This window comes from Clostridiisalibacter paucivorans DSM 22131 (assembly GCF_000620125.1).
GTDB classification, from domain to species: Bacteria; Bacillota; Clostridia; order Tissierellales; family Clostridiisalibacteraceae; genus Clostridiisalibacter; species Clostridiisalibacter paucivorans.
Genome location: NZ_JHVL01000002.1, coordinates 91,251 through 109,580, shown reverse-complemented (window position 1 = coordinate 109,580; position 18,330 = coordinate 91,251). Strand labels below are relative to the sequence as shown.

General features: G+C 31.8%; 22 protein-coding genes. All 22 read left to right on the top strand.

Annotated elements, in window-relative coordinates; all coding sequences use genetic code 11:
• Position 1 precedes the first annotated feature (1 nt).
• The 22 genes from Q326_RS0101455 to mgsA all read left to right on the top strand — a co-directional run bounded on the left by Q326_RS0101455 (position 2) and on the right by mgsA (position 18,311).
• The gene (locus Q326_RS0101455; protein ID WP_026893764.1) at positions 2-334 is read left to right on the top strand and encodes a DRTGG domain-containing protein; all 333 of its coding nucleotides are present in this window, start codon (positions 2-4) and stop codon (positions 332-334) included.
• Positions 335-336: 2 nt separating this feature from the next.
• The gene (locus Q326_RS0101450; RefSeq protein WP_026893763.1) at positions 337-1,062 is read left to right on the top strand and encodes a PHP domain-containing protein; all 726 of its coding nucleotides are present in this window, start codon (positions 337-339) and stop codon (positions 1,060-1,062) included.
• Positions 1,059-1,604 carry an ATP-binding protein gene (locus Q326_RS0101445; RefSeq protein ID WP_026893762.1) on the top strand — a complete coding sequence of 182 codons (546 nt, stop codon included), beginning with the start codon at positions 1,059-1,061 and terminating at the stop codon, positions 1,602-1,604. Before Q326_RS0101450 ends, Q326_RS0101445 begins: the two co-directional genes overlap by 4 nt.
• A gap of 332 nt (positions 1,605-1,936) precedes the next feature.
• Entirely contained in the window at positions 1,937-3,259 is a 1,323-nt protein-coding gene (gene rsxC, locus Q326_RS0101440; protein WP_026893761.1) for an electron transport complex subunit RsxC, read from the top strand.
• 18 nt (positions 3,260-3,277) lie between these two features.
• A complete protein-coding gene (locus Q326_RS0101435; protein WP_026893760.1) occupies positions 3,278-4,219 on the top strand; it encodes an RnfABCDGE type electron transport complex subunit D in 942 nt (313 codons plus the stop codon).
• Complete coding sequence (locus Q326_RS18115) at positions 4,212-5,240, top strand: RnfABCDGE type electron transport complex subunit G (RefSeq protein ID WP_084489491.1); 1,029 nt, start codon at positions 4,212-4,214, stop codon at positions 5,238-5,240. Before Q326_RS0101435 ends, Q326_RS18115 begins: the two co-directional genes overlap by 8 nt.
• 27 nt (positions 5,241-5,267) lie before the next feature.
• A complete protein-coding gene (rsxE, locus tag Q326_RS0101425; RefSeq protein ID WP_026893759.1) occupies positions 5,268-5,870 on the top strand; it encodes an electron transport complex subunit RsxE in 603 nt (200 codons plus the stop codon).
• A gap of 16 nt (positions 5,871-5,886) precedes the next feature.
• Complete coding sequence (gene rsxA, locus Q326_RS0101420; protein ID WP_026893758.1) at positions 5,887-6,459, top strand: electron transport complex subunit RsxA; 573 nt, start codon at positions 5,887-5,889, stop codon at positions 6,457-6,459.
• A 12-nt stretch (positions 6,460-6,471) separates the two neighbouring features.
• Positions 6,472-7,461: an RnfABCDGE type electron transport complex subunit B gene (rnfB, locus tag Q326_RS0101415; protein WP_250160287.1), complete on the top strand. Its 990-nt coding sequence runs from the start codon at positions 6,472-6,474 to the stop codon at positions 7,459-7,461.
• A gap of 165 nt (positions 7,462-7,626) precedes the next feature.
• On the top strand, positions 7,627-8,016 hold the full coding sequence (locus Q326_RS0101410; RefSeq protein ID WP_026893756.1) for a NusG domain II-containing protein: 390 nt from the start codon (positions 7,627-7,629) through the stop codon (positions 8,014-8,016).
• A gap of 19 nt (positions 8,017-8,035) precedes the next feature.
• Positions 8,036-8,551 carry a Gx transporter family protein gene (locus Q326_RS0101405; protein ID WP_026893755.1) on the top strand — a complete coding sequence of 172 codons (516 nt, stop codon included), beginning with the start codon at positions 8,036-8,038 and terminating at the stop codon, positions 8,549-8,551.
• Between the two features lie 25 nt (positions 8,552-8,576).
• Positions 8,577-8,828: a DUF4321 domain-containing protein gene (locus Q326_RS0101400; RefSeq protein ID WP_026893754.1), complete on the top strand. Its 252-nt coding sequence runs from the start codon at positions 8,577-8,579 to the stop codon at positions 8,826-8,828.
• A 12-nt stretch (positions 8,829-8,840) separates the two neighbouring features.
• A complete protein-coding gene (locus Q326_RS0101395; RefSeq protein WP_026893753.1) occupies positions 8,841-9,419 on the top strand; it encodes a nucleoside triphosphate pyrophosphatase in 579 nt (192 codons plus the stop codon).
• A gap of 31 nt (positions 9,420-9,450) precedes the next feature.
• Positions 9,451-10,140 (top strand): RadC family protein, encoded by a 690-nt coding sequence (gene radC, locus Q326_RS0101390; protein WP_026893752.1) that lies wholly within the window; start codon positions 9,451-9,453, stop codon positions 10,138-10,140.
• A gap of 25 nt (positions 10,141-10,165) precedes the next feature.
• Positions 10,166-11,191 carry a rod shape-determining protein gene (locus tag Q326_RS0101385; protein WP_026893751.1) on the top strand — a complete coding sequence of 342 codons (1,026 nt, stop codon included), beginning with the start codon at positions 10,166-10,168 and terminating at the stop codon, positions 11,189-11,191.
• Positions 11,192-11,208: 17 nt separating this feature from the next.
• Positions 11,209-12,054, top strand: a complete 846-nt coding sequence (gene mreC, locus Q326_RS0101380; RefSeq protein ID WP_026893750.1) for a rod shape-determining protein MreC — start codon at positions 11,209-11,211, stop codon at positions 12,052-12,054.
• A gap of 22 nt (positions 12,055-12,076) precedes the next feature.
• Positions 12,077-12,580 carry a rod shape-determining protein MreD gene (gene mreD, locus Q326_RS16405; protein WP_245592044.1) on the top strand — a complete coding sequence of 168 codons (504 nt, stop codon included), beginning with the start codon at positions 12,077-12,079 and terminating at the stop codon, positions 12,578-12,580.
• Between the two features lie 2 nt (positions 12,581-12,582).
• A complete protein-coding gene (locus tag Q326_RS16400) occupies positions 12,583-15,912 on the top strand; it encodes a penicillin-binding transpeptidase domain-containing protein (RefSeq protein WP_051531014.1) in 3,330 nt (1,109 codons plus the stop codon).
• 249 nt (positions 15,913-16,161) lie between these two features.
• On the top strand, positions 16,162-16,779 hold the full coding sequence (minC, locus tag Q326_RS0101365) for a septum site-determining protein MinC (RefSeq protein WP_026893749.1): 618 nt from the start codon (positions 16,162-16,164) through the stop codon (positions 16,777-16,779).
• A 20-nt stretch (positions 16,780-16,799) separates the two neighbouring features.
• Complete coding sequence (gene minD / locus Q326_RS0101360; RefSeq protein WP_026893748.1) at positions 16,800-17,594, top strand: septum site-determining protein MinD; 795 nt, start codon at positions 16,800-16,802, stop codon at positions 17,592-17,594.
• Between the two features lie 17 nt (positions 17,595-17,611).
• The gene (minE, locus tag Q326_RS0101355; protein ID WP_250160286.1) at positions 17,612-17,896 is read left to right on the top strand and encodes a cell division topological specificity factor MinE; all 285 of its coding nucleotides are present in this window, start codon (positions 17,612-17,614) and stop codon (positions 17,894-17,896) included.
• Between the two features lie 16 nt (positions 17,897-17,912).
• Entirely contained in the window at positions 17,913-18,311 is a 399-nt protein-coding gene (mgsA, locus tag Q326_RS0101350; protein ID WP_026893746.1) for a methylglyoxal synthase, read from the top strand.
• Positions 18,312-18,330: the final 19 nt, after the last annotated feature.

The following is an 18,330-nucleotide window of genomic DNA, read 5'->3' as shown; positions in this document are numbered from 1 at the left end:
AATGCTTATAAGAGATATAGTTAAAGAATTAGGATTGAAAGTTGTGGCGGGTGACGCTGGTATAGATAAAAATGTAGAAGGAGTCTATATAGGGGATTTGTTAAGTTTAGTGATGGCTAAAGCAGGAAGTAGTAATATATGGATAACAATTCAAACGCATATAAATGTAATGGCAGTAGCCACATTGGTAGATATTTCTGCTGTTTTGATAGCTGAAGGGGTAGAAATAGATGAAGACACAATAAATAAATCGAATGAAGAAGGTATTCCATTATTAAAATCAGATTTAAGTGCCTATGAATTGGCTTGCAAACTAAAAGAAATGGGATTATAGAAATGAAATTTAGCTATGATATGCATATTCATTCTTGCTTATCACCTTGTGGTAATACTGATATGACACCTAATAATATAATAAACATGTGTTATATAAAGGGGTTAAATATAATAGCTATAACAGATCATAATTCTATGCTAAATGTAGAGTCTATAATGAAGCTCGGACTTGAAAAAGATATATTGGTAATTCCAGGTATTGAGGTGACTACTAAAGAAGAAGTACATGTATGTTGCTATTTTTATGACTTAAATGATGGGATAAAGTTTCAAGATTTAATTTATGATGGATTACCAGATATAAAGAATAATCCTTTAATTTTTGGTAATCAAGAAATAAGGGACATGGAAGATGAATTAATAAATGAAGTAGATAAATTGTTGATTAGTAGTACCAAATATTCTTTAGATGATATAAACGATATGGTTAAAAAATATAATGGAGTAATGGTGCCTGCTCATATTGATAGAAAGTCATTTGGTATGCTTGCTGTTTTGGGATTTATACCTGATGGATTAGATATATATACAGTAGAGTTGTCAAAATATTTTCAAGACCAAAATAATATTTTCAATACAGATTTATCAAAATACAATATAATAAAAAACTCTGATGCCCATTATTTAAGAGATATAAATGAGCCTATTAATTTCATAGATATAGAACAGTTAAATATAAATTCAGTGTTAACGTATCTTACAGATACAGGGGGAATAATAGCATGAAAGAATTATCACTTCATATATTGGACCTAGTAGAAAACTCCTATGATGCAGGGGCAACATTAGTAAAAATAAATATATTAGAAAATATAGATAAAGATATATTGACTGTAGATATAGAGGACAATGGCAAGGGAATGGACGAAGAATTTTTAAAAAGAGTAGATGATCCTTTTATGACTTCCAGAAAAACTAGAAAGGTAGGAATGGGCATATCTTTGACTAAGGCTGCAGCTCTAAGATGCGAGGGAGACTTTAAAATATCTTCTGAATTGGGAAAAGGAACAGAAGTGCACTTTAGTTTGAAATATAGTCATATAGATAGAGCACCATTGGGCAATATGGGGAAGACATTAGTTTCTTTATTAAATAAAGATAAAGATGTAGACATAGTATATAGACATCAGTGTAATAATAGAGAGTTTAAATTTGACACTAGAGAAATTAAAAAGACATTAAAAGAATTAAGTATAGATAATATAGATGTGCTGTTATGGATAAAGACATATATAGAAGAAAATATAAAAGATATTCATAATATATAACTATAGTTAATAAGTTTAATTAAGATGTTTTATTAGTTAATTTAATAATTATCATTAGGCTTGTACAAAAATGATATAAGTGTTATAATGAATTGTAAAAAAAGTAACAGATGGCTTAAAATACTGCTAAGTGTTTAACGATTATACAATGAAAAGGTTTTATATGTATAAATTATTAACATAGGTATATTTGAGCAGGACAAAAAGACTCTGTTATTTTTTAATGTATAAAACATTTTGTATACAAAATAATACTTGTATTTTACATTGTATATTTATTAACTAATATTATTATAACCAAAATAAAAATAAATAGATAAGAGGTGAAATAAATGTTAAAGGATCTCACATTTAAGGGTGGGGTTCATCCACCACATTTTAAGAAACAAACAGAAAATATTTCTGTGGAAAAAGCTAAAGATCCTGCAATTGTAAAAATTCCTATGCAACAGCATATAGGAGCTCCTTGTCAACCTATAGTTAAAGTTGGAGACAAGGTGAAAGTTGGACAAAAAATTGGTGAAGCAGAGGCTTTTGTTTCAGCACCAATTCATTCCAGTGTATCTGGTACAGTTAAAAAGATAACAGAGATTGCTACACCCACTGGAAAAGCGTTGTCAGTTATTATAGAGTCTGATGGGCAAAATGAAGTTCATGAGTCTATTCAGCCTAAAGGAGATTTAAACTCTTTATCAAAAGAAGAAATACTAGCAATAATAAAAGAAGCTGGTATAACAGGAATGGGAGGAGCTGGATTTCCTACCCATGTAAAACTATCTCCACCGCCAGATAAAAAGATTGATACTGTAGTTTTAAATGGTGCGGAGTGTGAACCATATTTAACAGCCGACCATAGACTTATGTTAGAAAAACCTGAGCTTGTAATATATGGTTTAAAGGCTATAATGAAAGCTGTGGGAGTAGATAAGGGTTATATAGGTATTGAAAATAATAAACCTGATGCTATTGCGAAAATGGTTGAAGCTTCAAAAGATGATTCAAGTGTTGAAATAGTTTCCTTTAAAACTAAGTATCCACAAGGGGATGAAAAGAGAATAATCAATGCTGTTACTGGAAGAGAGGTGCCTTCTGGTGGTCTACCTATGGATGTAGGCGTAGTAGTAAACAATGTAGGTACTGCAGCTGCTATTGCTACTGCAATACAGACAGGTATGCCGTTAATTGAAAGAATAACAACAATTACGGGTAGTGCAATTAAAGAACCTAAAAATTTAATAACAAAAATAGGAACACCTTTTAGAGAAATAATTGAACAGTGTGGAGGCTATAGTGAAAAGCCTGGAAAATTAATTATGGGTGGACCTATGATGGGACTTGCTCAATCTAGTGATGAAATACCATGTATAAAGGGAACATCTGGAATTTTAGTGTTAAATGAAAAGGATGCTAGGTTACCTGAACCAGGACCTTGTATAAGATGTGGTAAATGTGTAGATATTTGCCCTGTGCATTTGCAACCATTGAATATAAGTAAATTGTCCTTAAAGAAAATGTTTGAAGAAGCAGAAGGATATAGAGCTTTAGATTGTATAGAATGTGGTTCCTGTTCTTTTGTCTGTCCTTCAAAGAGACCATTACTTCAATCAATAAGAGTAGCAAAGAAAGAAATAATAGCAAAAAGGAGAAAAAGCTAATAGATAGGGGGTTTTGAAATGGATACAATACTAATTGGATCATCTTCTCCTCACTTGAGGTCTGATGAGACTATTACATCGGTGATGAGAGATGTCTTAATAGCGTTATTGCCTGCAACTTTGGCAAGTTTATATTTTTTTAGATTTAATGCGCTTAAACTAATAGTACTAGCAATAGCTTCTGCAGTTATTACAGAAGTAATTATACAAAAGATGTTGAAGAAGCCTGTTACGATAAATGACTTAAGTGCTGTGGTTACTGGATTACTTTTGGCCTTTAATATACCTGCTTCAGCGCCATGGTGGTTACCTGTAATAGGATCAGTTTTTGCTATAGCGATAGTAAAGCAAGCTTTTGGAGGATTGGGACATAACTTTATGAATCCTGCATTGGCAGCAAGGGCTATGTTGTTAGCATCATGGCCAGTAGCTATGACAAGTTGGGTTACACCGGGAGCAGATGCAGTAAGTACTGCTACACCACTTGCTATTATGGGTGGAGAAGCAAGTCAGCCATTACCGTCTTTAACTAATGTACTAATAGGTAATATAGGTGGATGTCTAGGAGAAACTTCAGCACTATTACTAATACTTGGAGGAATTTACTTATTATATAAAGGCATAATTACTTGGAGAATACCTTTTACCTATATAGCTACAGTAGCTATAATGACCTTTATATTTGGTGGAGGATTTGAAATGATGACCTATCATTTATTTGCCGGTGGTTTAATGTTAGGTGCATTTTATATGGCTACAGATTATGCATCTTCACCAGTTACACCACGAGGACAAATAATATTTGGTATAGGATGTGGTATTATAACATCAGTAATTAGATTATATGGTGGATATCCTGAAGGTGTTTCATATTCCATATTATTGATGAATGTTGCCGCACCTATTATAGATAAATATACTAGTCCAAAAGTATTTGGTGAGGTGAAGCAAAATGCGTGAGATAATTAAATTGGGATTAATATTATTTATAATTACTGCTGTAGCAGCGGTTGTACTTGGACTTTCTAATGGAATAACCTCTGAAAAAATATTAGAGGTTGAGGCAGCAAAAAGTGAGGCTGCTAGAAAAGAAGTTCTTTCTGATGCAGAGTCTTTTGAAGCTGTTGAGTTAAGCGGTACATCAGAGGAAATAATTGAAGCATATAAAGGATTAAAAGGTGGAGAAGTAGTGGGATTTGCTATTAAAACTGCCACTTCAGGATATGGAGGAAATGTAGAAGTTATAACTGGAATTTCTTCTGATGGTATAATCAAAGCAGTAAAGGTTGTAGGACATCAAGAGACACCAGGTCTTGGGGCTAATTCAACCAGTGTGGAATTCCAAGGTCAATATAGTGGGAAAAAAGTTGACAATGAAATAACAGTTGTAAAAACTACTCCATCTAATGACAATGAAATTCAAGCCATAACAGGGGCTACAATTACATCAAATGCAGTTACAAAGGGAGTAAATTTAGCTAGAGAATTGTTTAATACTGGTGTTAGCCCAGATAAAGTAGAAAGCGCTAATAAAGAAAAAATCGAATCAGCTAAGAAAGAGCTATTTCCTGATGCAGAGTCTTTTGAAGTTATGGAATTAGATGGTGCTTCTGAAGGAGTCATTGAAGCACATAAGGGATTAAATGGTGAAGAGGTATTAGGATATATAATAGAAACAGGCACTGAAGGATATGGTGGTAATATAGAGATTATGACTGGTATTTCTTTAGAAGGTAAAATAACAGGTGTCAAGGTTATAAATCATAAAGAGACACCTGGTGTTGGAGATAAAGCCATTACGCCAGAATTTCAAGCACAATATGAAGGGAAGAAAGCTGATAGTGAAATAGTATCTGTAAAATCTTCTCCTTCAAATGACAATGAAATTCAGGCTGTAACTGGAGCTACAGTTACTTCTGATGCAATAACAAAAGGGGTAAATGTAGCTAGAGAGTTATTTAATAGTGGATTAAATAAATAATTAGAGATAAAGTGCGGAGGTGAAAAAATGAATTTCTTTAAGACTCTTAAAAATGGGATAATTGATGAGAACCCAACATTTGTTCAAGTACTTGGTATGTGTCCTACATTAGCTGTTACTACTTCAGCTACTAATGGTATGGCAATGGGGTTAGCTACTACTTCAGTGTTAATTGGATCAAATTTTGTGGTTTCTTTGTTGAGAAAGGTTATACCAGATAAAATCCGTATACCAGCGTTTATAGTTATAATAGCAACATTTGTTACTTTAATTGGAATGTTTATGCATGCCTATGCAGTTGAGTTATATAATTCATTGGGACTTTTCATACCTTTGATAGTTGTTAACTGTGTAATATTAGGTAGAGCTGAGTCTTTTGCTTCAAAGAATAATCCTGTTTTTTCAATAGGTGATGGCTTAGGAATGGGATTAGGATTTACTTTAGCTCTTACTGTATTAGGTATAATTAGAGAACTTTTAGGTGCAGGTAGTATATTTGGATTTCAATTATTAGGTGAAGCGTTTAAACCAGCTATAATAATGATATTGCCTCCTGGAGCATTCCTTGCGTTGGGTCTATTGATAGGTTTATATAATTGGACAAAACTTAGAAAAAAAAGAGAAGCGTAAAGGGGGAGGAGTATAAATGGGTTTATTAACAATATTAATTAGTGCTATATTGGTTAATAACTTTGTGTTGTCAAAATTTTTAGGAATATGTCCATTCTTAGGAGTTTCAAAACAAGTTGAAACTGCTAGTGGAATGGGTATGGCAGTTACATTTGTTATGACATTAGCATCTATTATAACTTATATAATACAAAAGGCTATATTAAATACATTAGGATTAGAATTTCTTCAGACAATAGCTTTTATATTAGTAATTGCTTCTTTAGTGCAATTTGTTGAGATGTTTGTAAAGAAATCAAGCCCTGCTTTATATGAGGCATTAGGTGTATACTTACCTCTTATAACAACAAACTGTGCAGTTCTTGGGCTTGCAATACTGAATATTCAAGAAGGATATACTTTGATTGAAACAATAGTTAATGCAATAGGTGCTTCTGTAGGATTTTCTTTAGCTATAGTTCTATTTGCAGGTATAAGGGAGAGACTTGCGTTAGCTGATGTTCCAGAATCGTTAAAGGGTTTTCCAATAGCATTGATAACAGCAGGATTAATGTCTATAGCATTTTTAGGTTTTGCTGGACTTGTATAGGAGGTGAAAATAATGGATCAAAGCATAATGAGCAATATATTATTTCCTGTAATTAGTTTAGGTGGATTAGGGTTAGTATTTGGTTCAGGGTTAGCCGTAGCTTCAAGGGTTTTTGCTGTAGAAGTTGACCCAAAAGTTGAAGAAATAAGAAAGGCATTACCAGGTGCTAACTGTGGAGCTTGTGGATTTCCAGGATGTGATGGATTAGCAACAGCTATAGCTTCAGGAAAAGCTCCAGTTAATGCATGTCCTGTAGGTGGAGCTAATGCTGCTGAAAAGATAGGACTTGTTATGGGAGTTCAAGCTGAGGCTGGAGAGAAAAAAGTAGCAAAGGTAATGTGTCAAGGAACAGAATGTAATGCTAAGAATAAATTTGAATATACGGGCATCAAAGATTGTAAAGCTGCAGTATTAGTTGGAGGCGGAAGCAAAGCTTGTCAATATGGATGTCTAGGATTGGGGACTTGCTTAGATGTATGCGCTTTTGATGCTATTTCTATAGAAGATGGTATAGCTAAAATAGATCCAGATAAATGTACATCTTGCGGTAAGTGCATTGAAGCATGTCCTAAAAGTGTAATAGAGTTGGTACCTTATAGTCAAAAAGTGCATGTGGAATGTAATAGTAATGAGTTTGGAAAAGATGTTAAAGATAAATGTTCTACAGGATGTATTGGGTGTCAAATATGTGTAAAATCTTGTCCTTTTGGAGCAATAGAGTTTGAAAATAAATTGGCAAAGATTGACTATGAAAAATGCAGAAATTGTATGGTTTGTGTTGAAAAATGTCCTACTGGTGCAATAAGTGGGCAGCTAGAAAATAGAAAGAAAGCTAATATTTCTGAAGATAAATGTATCGGTTGTACAATATGCGCTAAAAATTGTCCAGTAGATGCTATAGAAGGGGAATTAAAGCAAACACATAAGGTGATAGAAGATAAATGTATTGGCTGTGGTGTTTGTGCAGAAAAGTGTCCAAAGGATGCAATTGAACTTAAATAATTTAAAAGGGAATCCCAAAAGGGGTTCTCTTTTTTATGACTAATATGTGCAAAAATTGTTACTTGTAAAAGACTTAGTTAAATGGTAAACTTTAAATGTGATACTGTCTAATTTTACAATTTGAAGTCATATATTTTTTATCATAATGTAAAGGGAAGTGTTTCAATGAGATTTATGACAAAATGGGACAAGGTTCTTATAATAGCAATTATAATATTGAGTATTTCAGGTTTATTGGTTGTAAAAGAAATGGCATGGAATGATGGAACGAAATATCTTGTTGTGACTGTAAACAATAGAGAATATAAACGTTTCTCTTTAGGAAAAAATATGATAGGTGAAATTATTGATATAGATACAGAGTATGGACATAATAAAATAGAGATAGGAGATGGCAAAGCAAGAATAATTGAATCAGATTGTCCTGACCATCTTTGTGAAAGGCAAGGCTGGATTTCTAAGCCAGGTCATATAGCGGTATGTTTACCAAACAGATTATTTATAGAGATAACTTCTAATGATTATGAAGAATCAGTAGATGACTATAGTTATTGATATGCTAGGGGTGTTATATATGAATAGAACTAAAAGAGCTATTTTCCTTTCATTGCTTGTTGGTTCAGGATTGGTATTGAGTATAATTGAATCTTTTATTCCTATACCATTTATTGCTCCTGGAGCAAAGTTGGGATTGGCTAATATTGTGGCTCTGATTACAGTAGTATTATATGGATTAAAGGCAGGATTATTGGTTTCATTTTTGAGGACGATAATTTTAGCTTTATCTACAGGAAATGTAACTGCACTTATGTATAGTTTGCCAGCAGCGGTTATAAGCACTTTGGTAATGTTTTTAGTATACAAGACATTGTCAAAGCATTTTAGCTTGATTGGAGTTAGCATATTAGGAGCTATAGCACATAATATATCTCAAATTACAGTTGCAACTATAGTGATGGAGAATATTATGATTTATTCATACTTACCTGTAATGATATTAGTCAGTCTTTTTACAGGATACTTTGTAGGGCTGTCTTCAATATTCTTGTTTAATAATTTAAAGAACAATATGGCAAATGCGATTATGTGATTATGAAAAATAAGGGAGGATGAAAATGAGGGCTCGAAGTAGAGGAACCGCCGTATTAATAATATTGATTCTTGTGGGAATAATTATAGGTGGAATAATAGGAGATCTTTTTGGAGAACAGATAAGTTTTTTATCTAAAGGATATTCTATAGGAATAAAAGAGCCATGGCATATTGATTTAAATGTTATACAATTAACTTTTGGTTTTATGCTTAATATTAATATAGCCAGTGTCTTAGGTCTTATTATAGCTATATTTGTTTATAAAAGAATTTAGTAGGTGAAGGATATGAACAGAATAATATTGGCATCTATGTCTCCTAGGAGGAAATCTTTATTGTCAAAATTTAATGCCAAATTGCATGTAAAGGGAAGTTTCATAGAAGAATATATGGACAAAGATATGTCTCCAGAAGTTAATGCTATGTCTTTAGCCTTTCAGAAGGCTGAAGATGTGTCAAAAAGAGTTAGTAAAAACGACATAATAATAGCTGCAGATACTTTAGTTTATAAGGGAAGGATATTAGGTAAGCCTCAAGATAGAAGAGAGGCTTATAATATGCTTAAATACTTAAGTGGAAGTGTACATTCTGTGTTTACAGGTATAGCAGTTATGAAAACAGGTTCCAATATAAAAGTAGTTGATTATGAAGAAACTAAAGTTGAATTTAGACAATTGAAGGATACTCTTATAGAGAAATATTTAGATACAGGAGAATATATAGATAAAGCAGGTTCTTATGGTATACAAGGAAAGGGAGCTATATTTGTAAAAGGGATTAAAGGTTCTTATTCTAACGTAGTTGGTCTACCTATAGCAAAAGTAGATAATATTTTAAGTGAGTATTTTGATATTATGTTGTTATAGTAATGGTTTAGGTGCTTATAGGAGGATTAATATGAATTGTAATTATACAATTAAAGACATGCCTAAAGAAGAAAGACCTAGAGAAAAACTATATAAATATGGGCCTAAAATGTTATCGAATTCAGAACTTCTGGCTATAATTATAAGGACAGGTAGTAAGAAAAATACAGCTTTAGAATTGTCTAATAGGGTGCTTTCATTGGATCAATCTGGTTTAGAATTCTTGTCGCAAAGTTCTTTAGAAGAACTTATGGCTGTAGAAGGGATTGGAAGATGTAAGGCTGCTCAGATACTTTCTGCCATAGAGTTGGGAAAGAGATTAGCAGCATACAATAAACAAGATTCTTTACAAATTACATCACCATTGGATGTAGTCAACTTATTGATGGAAGAAATGAGAAATTTTAAAAAAGAATATTTTAAGATAATAATGTTGAATATTAAAAATAAAATTATAGCTATTAATGATATTTCTATAGGTAGCTTAAACTCTTCAATTGTTCATCCCAGGGAAGTTTTTATAGATGCAATAAAAAGGAGTAGTGCATCTATAATATTGACGCATAATCATCCTAGTGGAGACCCTACACCTAGTAGAGAGGATATAGCTGTATCTAAAAGGTTGTATGAGTGTGGAGAATTGTTGGGAATAAAAGTACTCGATCATATTATTATTGGAAATAATAAATATATTAGTCTTAAAGAAAAAAATTTGATATAAGATAGGACAGGAAGGAGCAATAAATATGGGTATGTTTAATATATTTTCTAAAGATATGGGAATAGACTTAGGAACTGCTAATACATTAGTTTATGTAAAGGGAAGAGGTATAGTAGTTAGAGAACCATCAGTTGTAGCCATAGAAACTAAGACCAATGAGGTTATGGCTGTGGGAGAAGAGGCAAAAAGGATGATAGGAAGGACACCAGGAAATATTATAGCCATAAGACCTATAAAGGATGGTGTAATAGCAGATTTTAATATAACTCAGAATATGATTAAATATTTTTTAAAAAAGGCTTATCAAGGGAAAACTTTTGTTCAACCTAGAGTTGTAATATGTGTTCCATCGGGAGTAACAGAAGTTGAAAAGAGGGCAGTAGAGAATGCTGCTCAACAAGCTGGAGCAAGAGAGGCTTATCTTATAGAGGAACCTATGGCAGCATCTATAGGAGCTAATCTTCCGGTACAAGATCCTACTGGAAGCATGGTAGTTGATATAGGAGGAGGAACTACGGAGGTAGCAATAATATCCTTAGGAGGTATCGTAACCAGTAGGTCTATAAGAGTTGGTGGCGATGAGATGGATGACTCTATAATTCAGTTTATAAAGAAACAATATAATTTAATGATAGGTGAAAGAACTGCAGAAGATATAAAGATGACTATAGGTTCTGCTTATTTAAAAGGTAAAGAACAAAAAATGAATATTAGAGGTAGAGATCTTGTAGCAGGGTTACCTAAAACTATTGAGGTCTGTTCTTCAGAAATATATGAAGCATTGAAAGAGCCTGTATTAAATATAATAGATGCAATAAAATATACATTGGAAAAAACTCCTCCAGAGTTGGCAGCAGATGTAATGGAACAAGGGATAATGCTTACTGGCGGAGGGGCATTTCTTAATGGGTTAGATAAATTAGTAGCGGAAGAAACTGGTATGCCAGTTTTGATAGCTGAAAGTCCTTTAGATTGTGTGGTTTTAGGCACAGGAAAGGCTGTTGAAGATATTGATATGCTAAAAAAAGTAGCTGCAAGTTCAAAAAGATAGTAAGCTGGTGATAATATATGTCAATATTTAAAAAATATGGGAGTAAGATGATAGTTACAGGAGTTGCCATCATTTTACTTGTAATAATAGGAATTTCATCTCATAATAGAGGAAAGACTTTTTTTATAGAAAATAAGTTTGTAAACATAATAACTCCTATACAGAAGGTAGTATACAATTTTGGTGAAAGTATATCTAACAATATAGAATCTCTAAGGAATTTAGGGAATCTTAAGGAAGAGAATGAGAGATTAAAAAAAGAGATAGTATCTTTAAAGGAAAATAACAGAATATTGGATAATGTAGTAAGCAAGTATGATTTTTTGGAGAATGAAGCTGTGCTTAAAAAGAACTCCAATTATACCTTTGTAGATGCTCAAGTTACAGCGAAAGATAGTGGAAATTGGTTTAATAACTTTGTCATAGATAAAGGTGCTAATGATGGAATTAAAAAAGATGATGTAGTAGTCCAAGGAGTTAAAATTGATGGCAATATAGTAAAGGAAGGATTGGTAGGAAGGGTAATAGAGGTTGGAGATAATTGGTCTAAGGTTTTATCTATAATAGATATTAGAAGCAATATTAGTTTTAAGGTCATTAGGACTCAAGACAATGGTGTTGTTAGTGGAGAAATGGACAATCAAATGGAAGGTTTTTTATTTGATGAAAAAGCAGACATAGTTAAAGGGGACAAGCTGGTTACATCAGGATTAGGAGAAGTGTTTATACCTGATATGTATATAGGTGTAGTATCTAAAATAGAGAAAAAAAATGATGAGTTAATAAAAAATATTATAGTTGAACCTGCAATAGACTTTAAAAAAATCAATGATGTTTTTGTAATAATTAACCAAAATAAGTAGAGGGGTTTTTAAGTTGAACAATATGGTGCCAGTGATTGTTATATTATTGAATTTTGTTATTCAAACTACAATATTTGAGCATATTGCAGTTTATTCTGTTTTGCCTAATACAGCACTTATAATAGTAATCATATTTGCTATATTGAGGGAAAAGAGGCAAGGGGCTATAATAGGTATAATTACAGGATTTTTATACGATATGTTGTTTTATGATGTAGTAGGCACCCATAGTTTAGTTTATTTTTTGATAGCTTATTCATATGGTTCAATAAATAATAAATTTTTTAGAAACAGTCCATTTACAGCAGCGGTATTTACATTTATAGGGACTATATTAAGCCATTTATTATACTATATTATAATGTATATTTTTGGGGTTAATATGGAATTTATATTGTTGCTCAGAAGGGTTATTATAGTTGAATCTATATATAATAGCATACTGTCTATATTTATATTTAAATTGATATATAGTATTGAAAACAGATCAAATTTAAGTTTTAGAAGTTATAGAGGCAGGAGATAAAAATGAAGTTAAGAGAAAAACTAAAGGATAGATACAATATTTTATTGATAATACTATCAGTAATATTTGCAATAATGGGAATTAGATTAGCAATATTGACTGCTATAGAGGGACCTGAGTACAGAGAAATTTCTGATAATAAAAGGGTTAAGGAAGTACCGATGACTGCACCTAGAGGAGAGATAAGAGATAGATATGGCAGGTTGTTAGCGGGCAATAAACCTAGTTTTACAGTACAGATAATGAAGGATGAAATTAAGGGTGATGATAGAAATAAGATTGCCCTTAAGTTAGTAAATATATTGGAAAAACAAGGGGAAATATATATAGATGAATTGCCTATAAAATTAAACAATATTGAGTATAAAAATTTTGAAGATTATTTAAAAAATATAGCTGTTGAAGATGAAATTATAGATATAATTATGGAAAATAATCTATTAAATGAATTATTGGATACATATTATGTATCTGGTAATTATGAATCAATAACAGCAAAGAAGGCATCATCAATATTGCATCATGAAGATATACATCAACCATTTAAAATAAACATTGATAAACAGTCTAATAAGGTTAGTATAAAATTTGATGAGACAGAAGATATAGAAAAATGGAAGAAAAAAAATAATATACCTAGAGAATTAGGAGCAAAGGACACACTTATTCACTTGCTTTCTAGAGATGAAAAATATATAAGAGGTCTTATGGGACATGATGTAACTAGAGAATTAATATATAAAAAATTAGTACAAAAAGGTTTAGGTGAGAAATATATATTAGAGAAGTTTGATTACAATTTCGATAAGGAATATAAAGAAATTAAGATATCATTAATGGAAAGATTCGATAATATAACTATGGAGACTACTGCTAAAGAAGATTTCATAAATATAGTTCTTACCTCATATATTAATCAAATTCTTAATACAATCTATGAAAGTAGTGATTCTGAAGGTGAATATATAATTCCCGGTAAAATGATTATGGATAAATTTGATGAAGCAAATATTAATGTACCTGTTGAGATACTCGTGGATAAAGAAAATAATACCACTAGATTTAAATATAAAGATATACAATCCCAGAAACAATTTTATAAAGAAGAAAATATAAATAATGAGTTAGATCCATTGGAAGCTGTAATCTATTTGGGAAAAAAGACTAAAATTATAGATGATATTATAACTGATAGTGACCTTAAATATATTATACAAAAGATGATATTAAATGATGGAACAAATCCTAAAATATCTATAGCTAAATGGGAATATGTAGCATTATTAAATAAAAAAAGTTGGTTAGGAAAATATGGATTAGATGAAGATTTAAATGCCGAGGATGCATTTTACAATTTATGTGATAAATTTGGGATAGATGATTCCCTTAGTTTTTATGAAAAAAGACATATCCTAAATGTAATAGAACAGTTAGGCAAGCAAGGTTATAGGGCGTATCAACCAGTAAATATATCATATGGAGTTAATGATATAACTGTAGCTAAGATAATGGAAAATAGTGATGAATTAAGAGGAGTTAAAGTCTCTGTAGAACCTGTAAGATATTATCCAATGGGGAAAATTGCATCTCATGTATTGGGATATTTAGGTAAGATATCACAACCAAATGAAATAGAGAAATATATTGAAGAATTAGGTTATTCTCCCAATGATATAATTGGTAAAACAGGGGTAGAGGAAGAATTTGAGGAATATCTCAAAGGAGAGATAGGTTCAAAGAAAGTTGAAGTAGATGTATTTGGAAATACTATAAATGTATTGGATGAAAAGAAAGCTATTCCAGGAGACAATCTATTTCTTACAATAGATACTAAACTTCAAAAGGTTGCAGAGGATTCTTTGAAATATGCTTTAGAACAGATACAAATAGGGGGAAGATATAAAAGTAAATGGGGTAATTATAAATATGGTACAGCTAAAGGAGGAAGACATTATAGCAATGCTACATCGGGTTCCTTGGTGGCTATAGATGTAAAGACAGGAGAGATCTTGGCACTAGCAAATTACCCTTCATATGATCCTAATTTGTTTTCAACAGGTATTTCTTTGGAAGATTGGGAGAGTTTAAAGCCTGAGAAGGACAATGACCCATTGGCTCCAAGACCACTATATAATATTGCATTACAAACAGCTATACAACCAGGCTCAGCATTTAAAATGATTACAGCATTAGCAGGACTTCAGAAAGGAATAAGTCCTTATAAAAAGATTAACTCTCTAGGATATGTGGATTTAGGTAATCAAAGATTTGGTTGTTGGATTTGGAATACTTATAGGGGATCTCATGGTCCTACTGATATGTTTAGGGCAATAAAGGACTCGTGTAATTATTATTTCTACACTTTGGCTGCGGGAACTAATATGAGAACAAATAAGAGCATAGGAGTAAAGGTAGATATAGAAGATATATTATATATGGCTAAAGAGTTTGGATTAAATGATAAGACTGGAATAGAGATTAGTATACCTAATGAAGCAGGTAAGACTCCAGACCCCTATGATAAGACTCGTTCAATCAAAAGATATTTGACTAGATTTTTAAATAATAATATAAGAAAATATATAAAAGAAGATGTGACACTTACTGATAAAGAGATTAAAAAGGTCATAAATGAGATAGCATCATGGACAGAATTAGAAGAGCCTTTATCTAGAGCGGAAGTAATGAGACGATTGTATAAGATGAATATAGATGGTCGTAAAAAACTTGAAGGGGATAGAGCCAATATTACAGATATTATAAAGTTTACTTATTTACAACAAGCAGGATGGAAATTGGGAGATACATTCAATATTTCTATAGGACAAGGACAAAACACATATACGCCTTTACAAATAGCCAATTTTATCGCTACATTATCTAATGGAGGATATAGATATAGGGTAAGTGTGGTGGATAAATTAGAAGATTTTAAGGGGAATAGAAAGGAACATAGAAAGGCAGAAGAACCCCATAGAGTTGGCTTGGATGATTATAAATATCTTGATTATGTAATGAAAGGTATGAATATGGCAGCTACAGACGGTACAGGAAAGACCATATTTAGAAATTTCCCTATTCAAGTTGGAATTAAAACAGGTACAGCAGAAAAAGACGGCATAAATCCTGCTACTGGAAAACCATATGATGATTATGCATGGTTCGTTGCATTTGCACCATATGAAGATCCTCAAATAGCTATAGCTACAGTTATATTTCAAGGAGGACATGGTGGATACGCAGGGCCAGTGGTTAGAGATGTCATAGCCGAATATTTGGGACTTAATACTGAAGAGGATGTATTTACTTTTAATAATAAACTGGTTCCTTAGGCCTCGTAATCTTACGAGGTCATTACTATCTCAAAGTATTAGAAAACTATTTAAATCTTTTTTTGACTTTTTGCAGGATTTAGTCCAGTTATAAAGAATAAGTACTTAAATGATTATTCTGTAGGTTCAAATTTTATAATATACATATGGAGGTAGAATTCTATATTATTTTAAAAAATAAATAATACAATTAGATAGAGTAAAGACTCCATCGTAGTTGAGTATTACTTTATGGAGGTATAAATGTATATGGAAAAAGATTCTGTTATATTTAAAGGAACTAATGAAGGACTATATATATATATAAAAGAAGCAACGTTTGAAAATATAAAAATGAATTTAAAATATAAATTAGAAAAAGGACATGATTTTTTTAGAGGGGGTAAAGTTATAGGGTTTAAAGGTAAAACTCTAACATCAAAGGAAAGAGATACTTTGACAAATATACTAAAAGAAGACTATGGATTAAAGGTAGATATAATAGAACCAAAGGTTGTTAAGCCTCCGTGTTCTCAAGATATAGTAGAGGGACAGACTAAATTTGTAAGATCAACAATAAGGTCTGGACAGAGTATAAAATATGATGGAAATATTGTTGTTTTAGGTGATGTAAACCCTGGAGGAGAGGTTATTGCTACAGGAAATATAATCATTATGGGTTCTCTTAGGGGGATTGTACATGCTGGGAGCAGTGGAAATAAAAGGGCTATAATAGCAGCATTTAAATTAAAATCAAAACAATTAAGAATAGCAGATATAATTGCTAGATCTCCAGATAATGAGATATCAAATCCTAAATGGCCAGAATTAGCAAAGATAAAAGGAGATTCTATTATAATTGAACCCTATTTACAAAAAAACAATTAATAAGTTGGGAGGCTGAGAGTATGAGCGAGGTTATAGTTGTAACATCAGGAAAGGGTGGTGTAGGTAAAACAACCACTGTAGCCAATATAGGAACAGGGTTAGCAATGCTGGGAAAAAAAGTAGTAGTGGTTGATGCAGATATAGGATTAAGAAATCTTGATGTAGTATTAGGTCTAGAAAACAGGATAGTATATGACGTTGTAGATGTTGTAGAAAAGGTATGTAGATTAAAACAGGGACTTATAAGAGACAAAAAGTACGATGGTCTATATTTATTACCAGCAGCTCAAACCAGGGACAAGACTGCAATATCACCTAAACAAATGCAAGAACTTACTACTAATTTAAGAGAATTATTTGATTATATTATTATAGACTGTCCTGCAGGAATTGAGCAAGGGTTTCAGAATGCTATAGCTGGGGCAGATAATGCTATAGTAGTTACTACACCAGAGGTTTCGGCTGTTAGAGATGCAGATAGGATAATAGGTCTTTTAGAAGCTAAAGGGCTACATAATCCAAGACTTATAATAAATAGAATAAGACATGATATGGTAAAAAGAGGAGATATGATGAATATTGATGATATGATAGATATACTTGCTATAGATTTATTAGGGGTTATACCAGATGATGAGTCAATAGTAGTTTCTACAAATAAAGGGGAACCAGTAGTAACAAATAAAGATGCTATGGCTGGTATGGCATATATGAATATTACTAGAAGGATAACAGGTGAAGAAGTTCCTTTATTAAGTTTAGAAGTAGATGAGGGAGTATTTACTAAGATTAGAAAGATATTATTTGGAAAATAATATGAGGAGGAATTATATTGGACTTATTCAAACTTTTTAGTAAAAAAGATAATAAAAGTAAAAATGTGGCAAAAGAGAGGTTGAAACTTGTTTTGATACATGATAGAACCAATGTTTCTCCAAAGTTTTTAGAAATGATAAAGGGAGATATAATAAAGGTTATATCAGATTATATGGAAATAGATAAGGACGGCTTAGATATAAAAATAACTAGAACTAAAAGCAATACTGATAACACACCAATACCTGCATTAATAGCTAATATACCAATTTTAAAGATGAAAGATAAGACTGTCGAGTAGATCTAGGAGGAATAAAATGAATATAGCATTAATCGCCCATGATAGAAAGAAAAAAGATATGGTAAACTTTTCACTGGCATATAAACATATATTTGCCAAACATACTATTTTTGCTACGGGAACTACGGGTAAAAAAATACAAGAAGCCACAGGACTTGAAATTCACAGGTTTTTATCAGGACCATTGGGAGGCGATCAGCAAATTGGCTCTAAGATTGCCTCAGATGAGATGGATTTAGTTATTTTTATGAGGGATCCGTTAACAGCTCAGCCCCATGAACCAGATATTTTGGCATTGTTAAGATTGTGTGATGTACATGGAATACCATTAGCTACTAATGTAGCTACTGCTGAAATTTTAATTAAAGGTCTTGAACGAGGGGATATGCAATGGCGAAATGTTTTTAAAAAATAGCACTTAAGTGCTATTTTTT

Coding starts and splice junctions, on each gene's coding strand:
- Q326_RS0101455 (WP_026893764.1), top strand. CDS start 2: ATGCTTATAAGAGATATAGTTAAAGAATTAGGATTGAAAGTTGTGGCG.
- Q326_RS0101450 (WP_026893763.1), top strand. CDS start 337: ATGAAATTTAGCTATGATATGCATATTCATTCTTGCTTATCACCTTGT.
- Q326_RS0101445 (WP_026893762.1), top strand. CDS start 1,059: ATGAAAGAATTATCACTTCATATATTGGACCTAGTAGAAAACTCCTAT.
- rsxC (WP_026893761.1), top strand. CDS start 1,937: ATGTTAAAGGATCTCACATTTAAGGGTGGGGTTCATCCACCACATTTT.
- Q326_RS0101435 (WP_026893760.1), top strand. CDS start 3,278: ATGGATACAATACTAATTGGATCATCTTCTCCTCACTTGAGGTCTGAT.
- Q326_RS18115 (WP_084489491.1), top strand. CDS start 4,212: ATGCGTGAGATAATTAAATTGGGATTAATATTATTTATAATTACTGCT.
- rsxE (WP_026893759.1), top strand. CDS start 5,268: ATGAATTTCTTTAAGACTCTTAAAAATGGGATAATTGATGAGAACCCA.
- rsxA (WP_026893758.1), top strand. CDS start 5,887: ATGGGTTTATTAACAATATTAATTAGTGCTATATTGGTTAATAACTTT.
- rnfB (WP_250160287.1), top strand. CDS start 6,472: ATGGATCAAAGCATAATGAGCAATATATTATTTCCTGTAATTAGTTTA.
- Q326_RS0101410 (WP_026893756.1), top strand. CDS start 7,627: ATGAGATTTATGACAAAATGGGACAAGGTTCTTATAATAGCAATTATA.
- Q326_RS0101405 (WP_026893755.1), top strand. CDS start 8,036: ATGAATAGAACTAAAAGAGCTATTTTCCTTTCATTGCTTGTTGGTTCA.
- Q326_RS0101400 (WP_026893754.1), top strand. CDS start 8,577: ATGAGGGCTCGAAGTAGAGGAACCGCCGTATTAATAATATTGATTCTT.
- Q326_RS0101395 (WP_026893753.1), top strand. CDS start 8,841: ATGAACAGAATAATATTGGCATCTATGTCTCCTAGGAGGAAATCTTTA.
- radC (WP_026893752.1), top strand. CDS start 9,451: ATGAATTGTAATTATACAATTAAAGACATGCCTAAAGAAGAAAGACCT.
- Q326_RS0101385 (WP_026893751.1), top strand. CDS start 10,166: ATGGGTATGTTTAATATATTTTCTAAAGATATGGGAATAGACTTAGGA.
- mreC (WP_026893750.1), top strand. CDS start 11,209: ATGTCAATATTTAAAAAATATGGGAGTAAGATGATAGTTACAGGAGTT.
- mreD (WP_245592044.1), top strand. CDS start 12,077: ATGGTGCCAGTGATTGTTATATTATTGAATTTTGTTATTCAAACTACA.
- Q326_RS16400 (WP_051531014.1), top strand. CDS start 12,583: ATGAAGTTAAGAGAAAAACTAAAGGATAGATACAATATTTTATTGATA.
- minC (WP_026893749.1), top strand. CDS start 16,162: ATGGAAAAAGATTCTGTTATATTTAAAGGAACTAATGAAGGACTATAT.
- minD (WP_026893748.1), top strand. CDS start 16,800: ATGAGCGAGGTTATAGTTGTAACATCAGGAAAGGGTGGTGTAGGTAAA.
- mgsA (WP_026893746.1), top strand. CDS start 17,913: ATGAATATAGCATTAATCGCCCATGATAGAAAGAAAAAAGATATGGTA.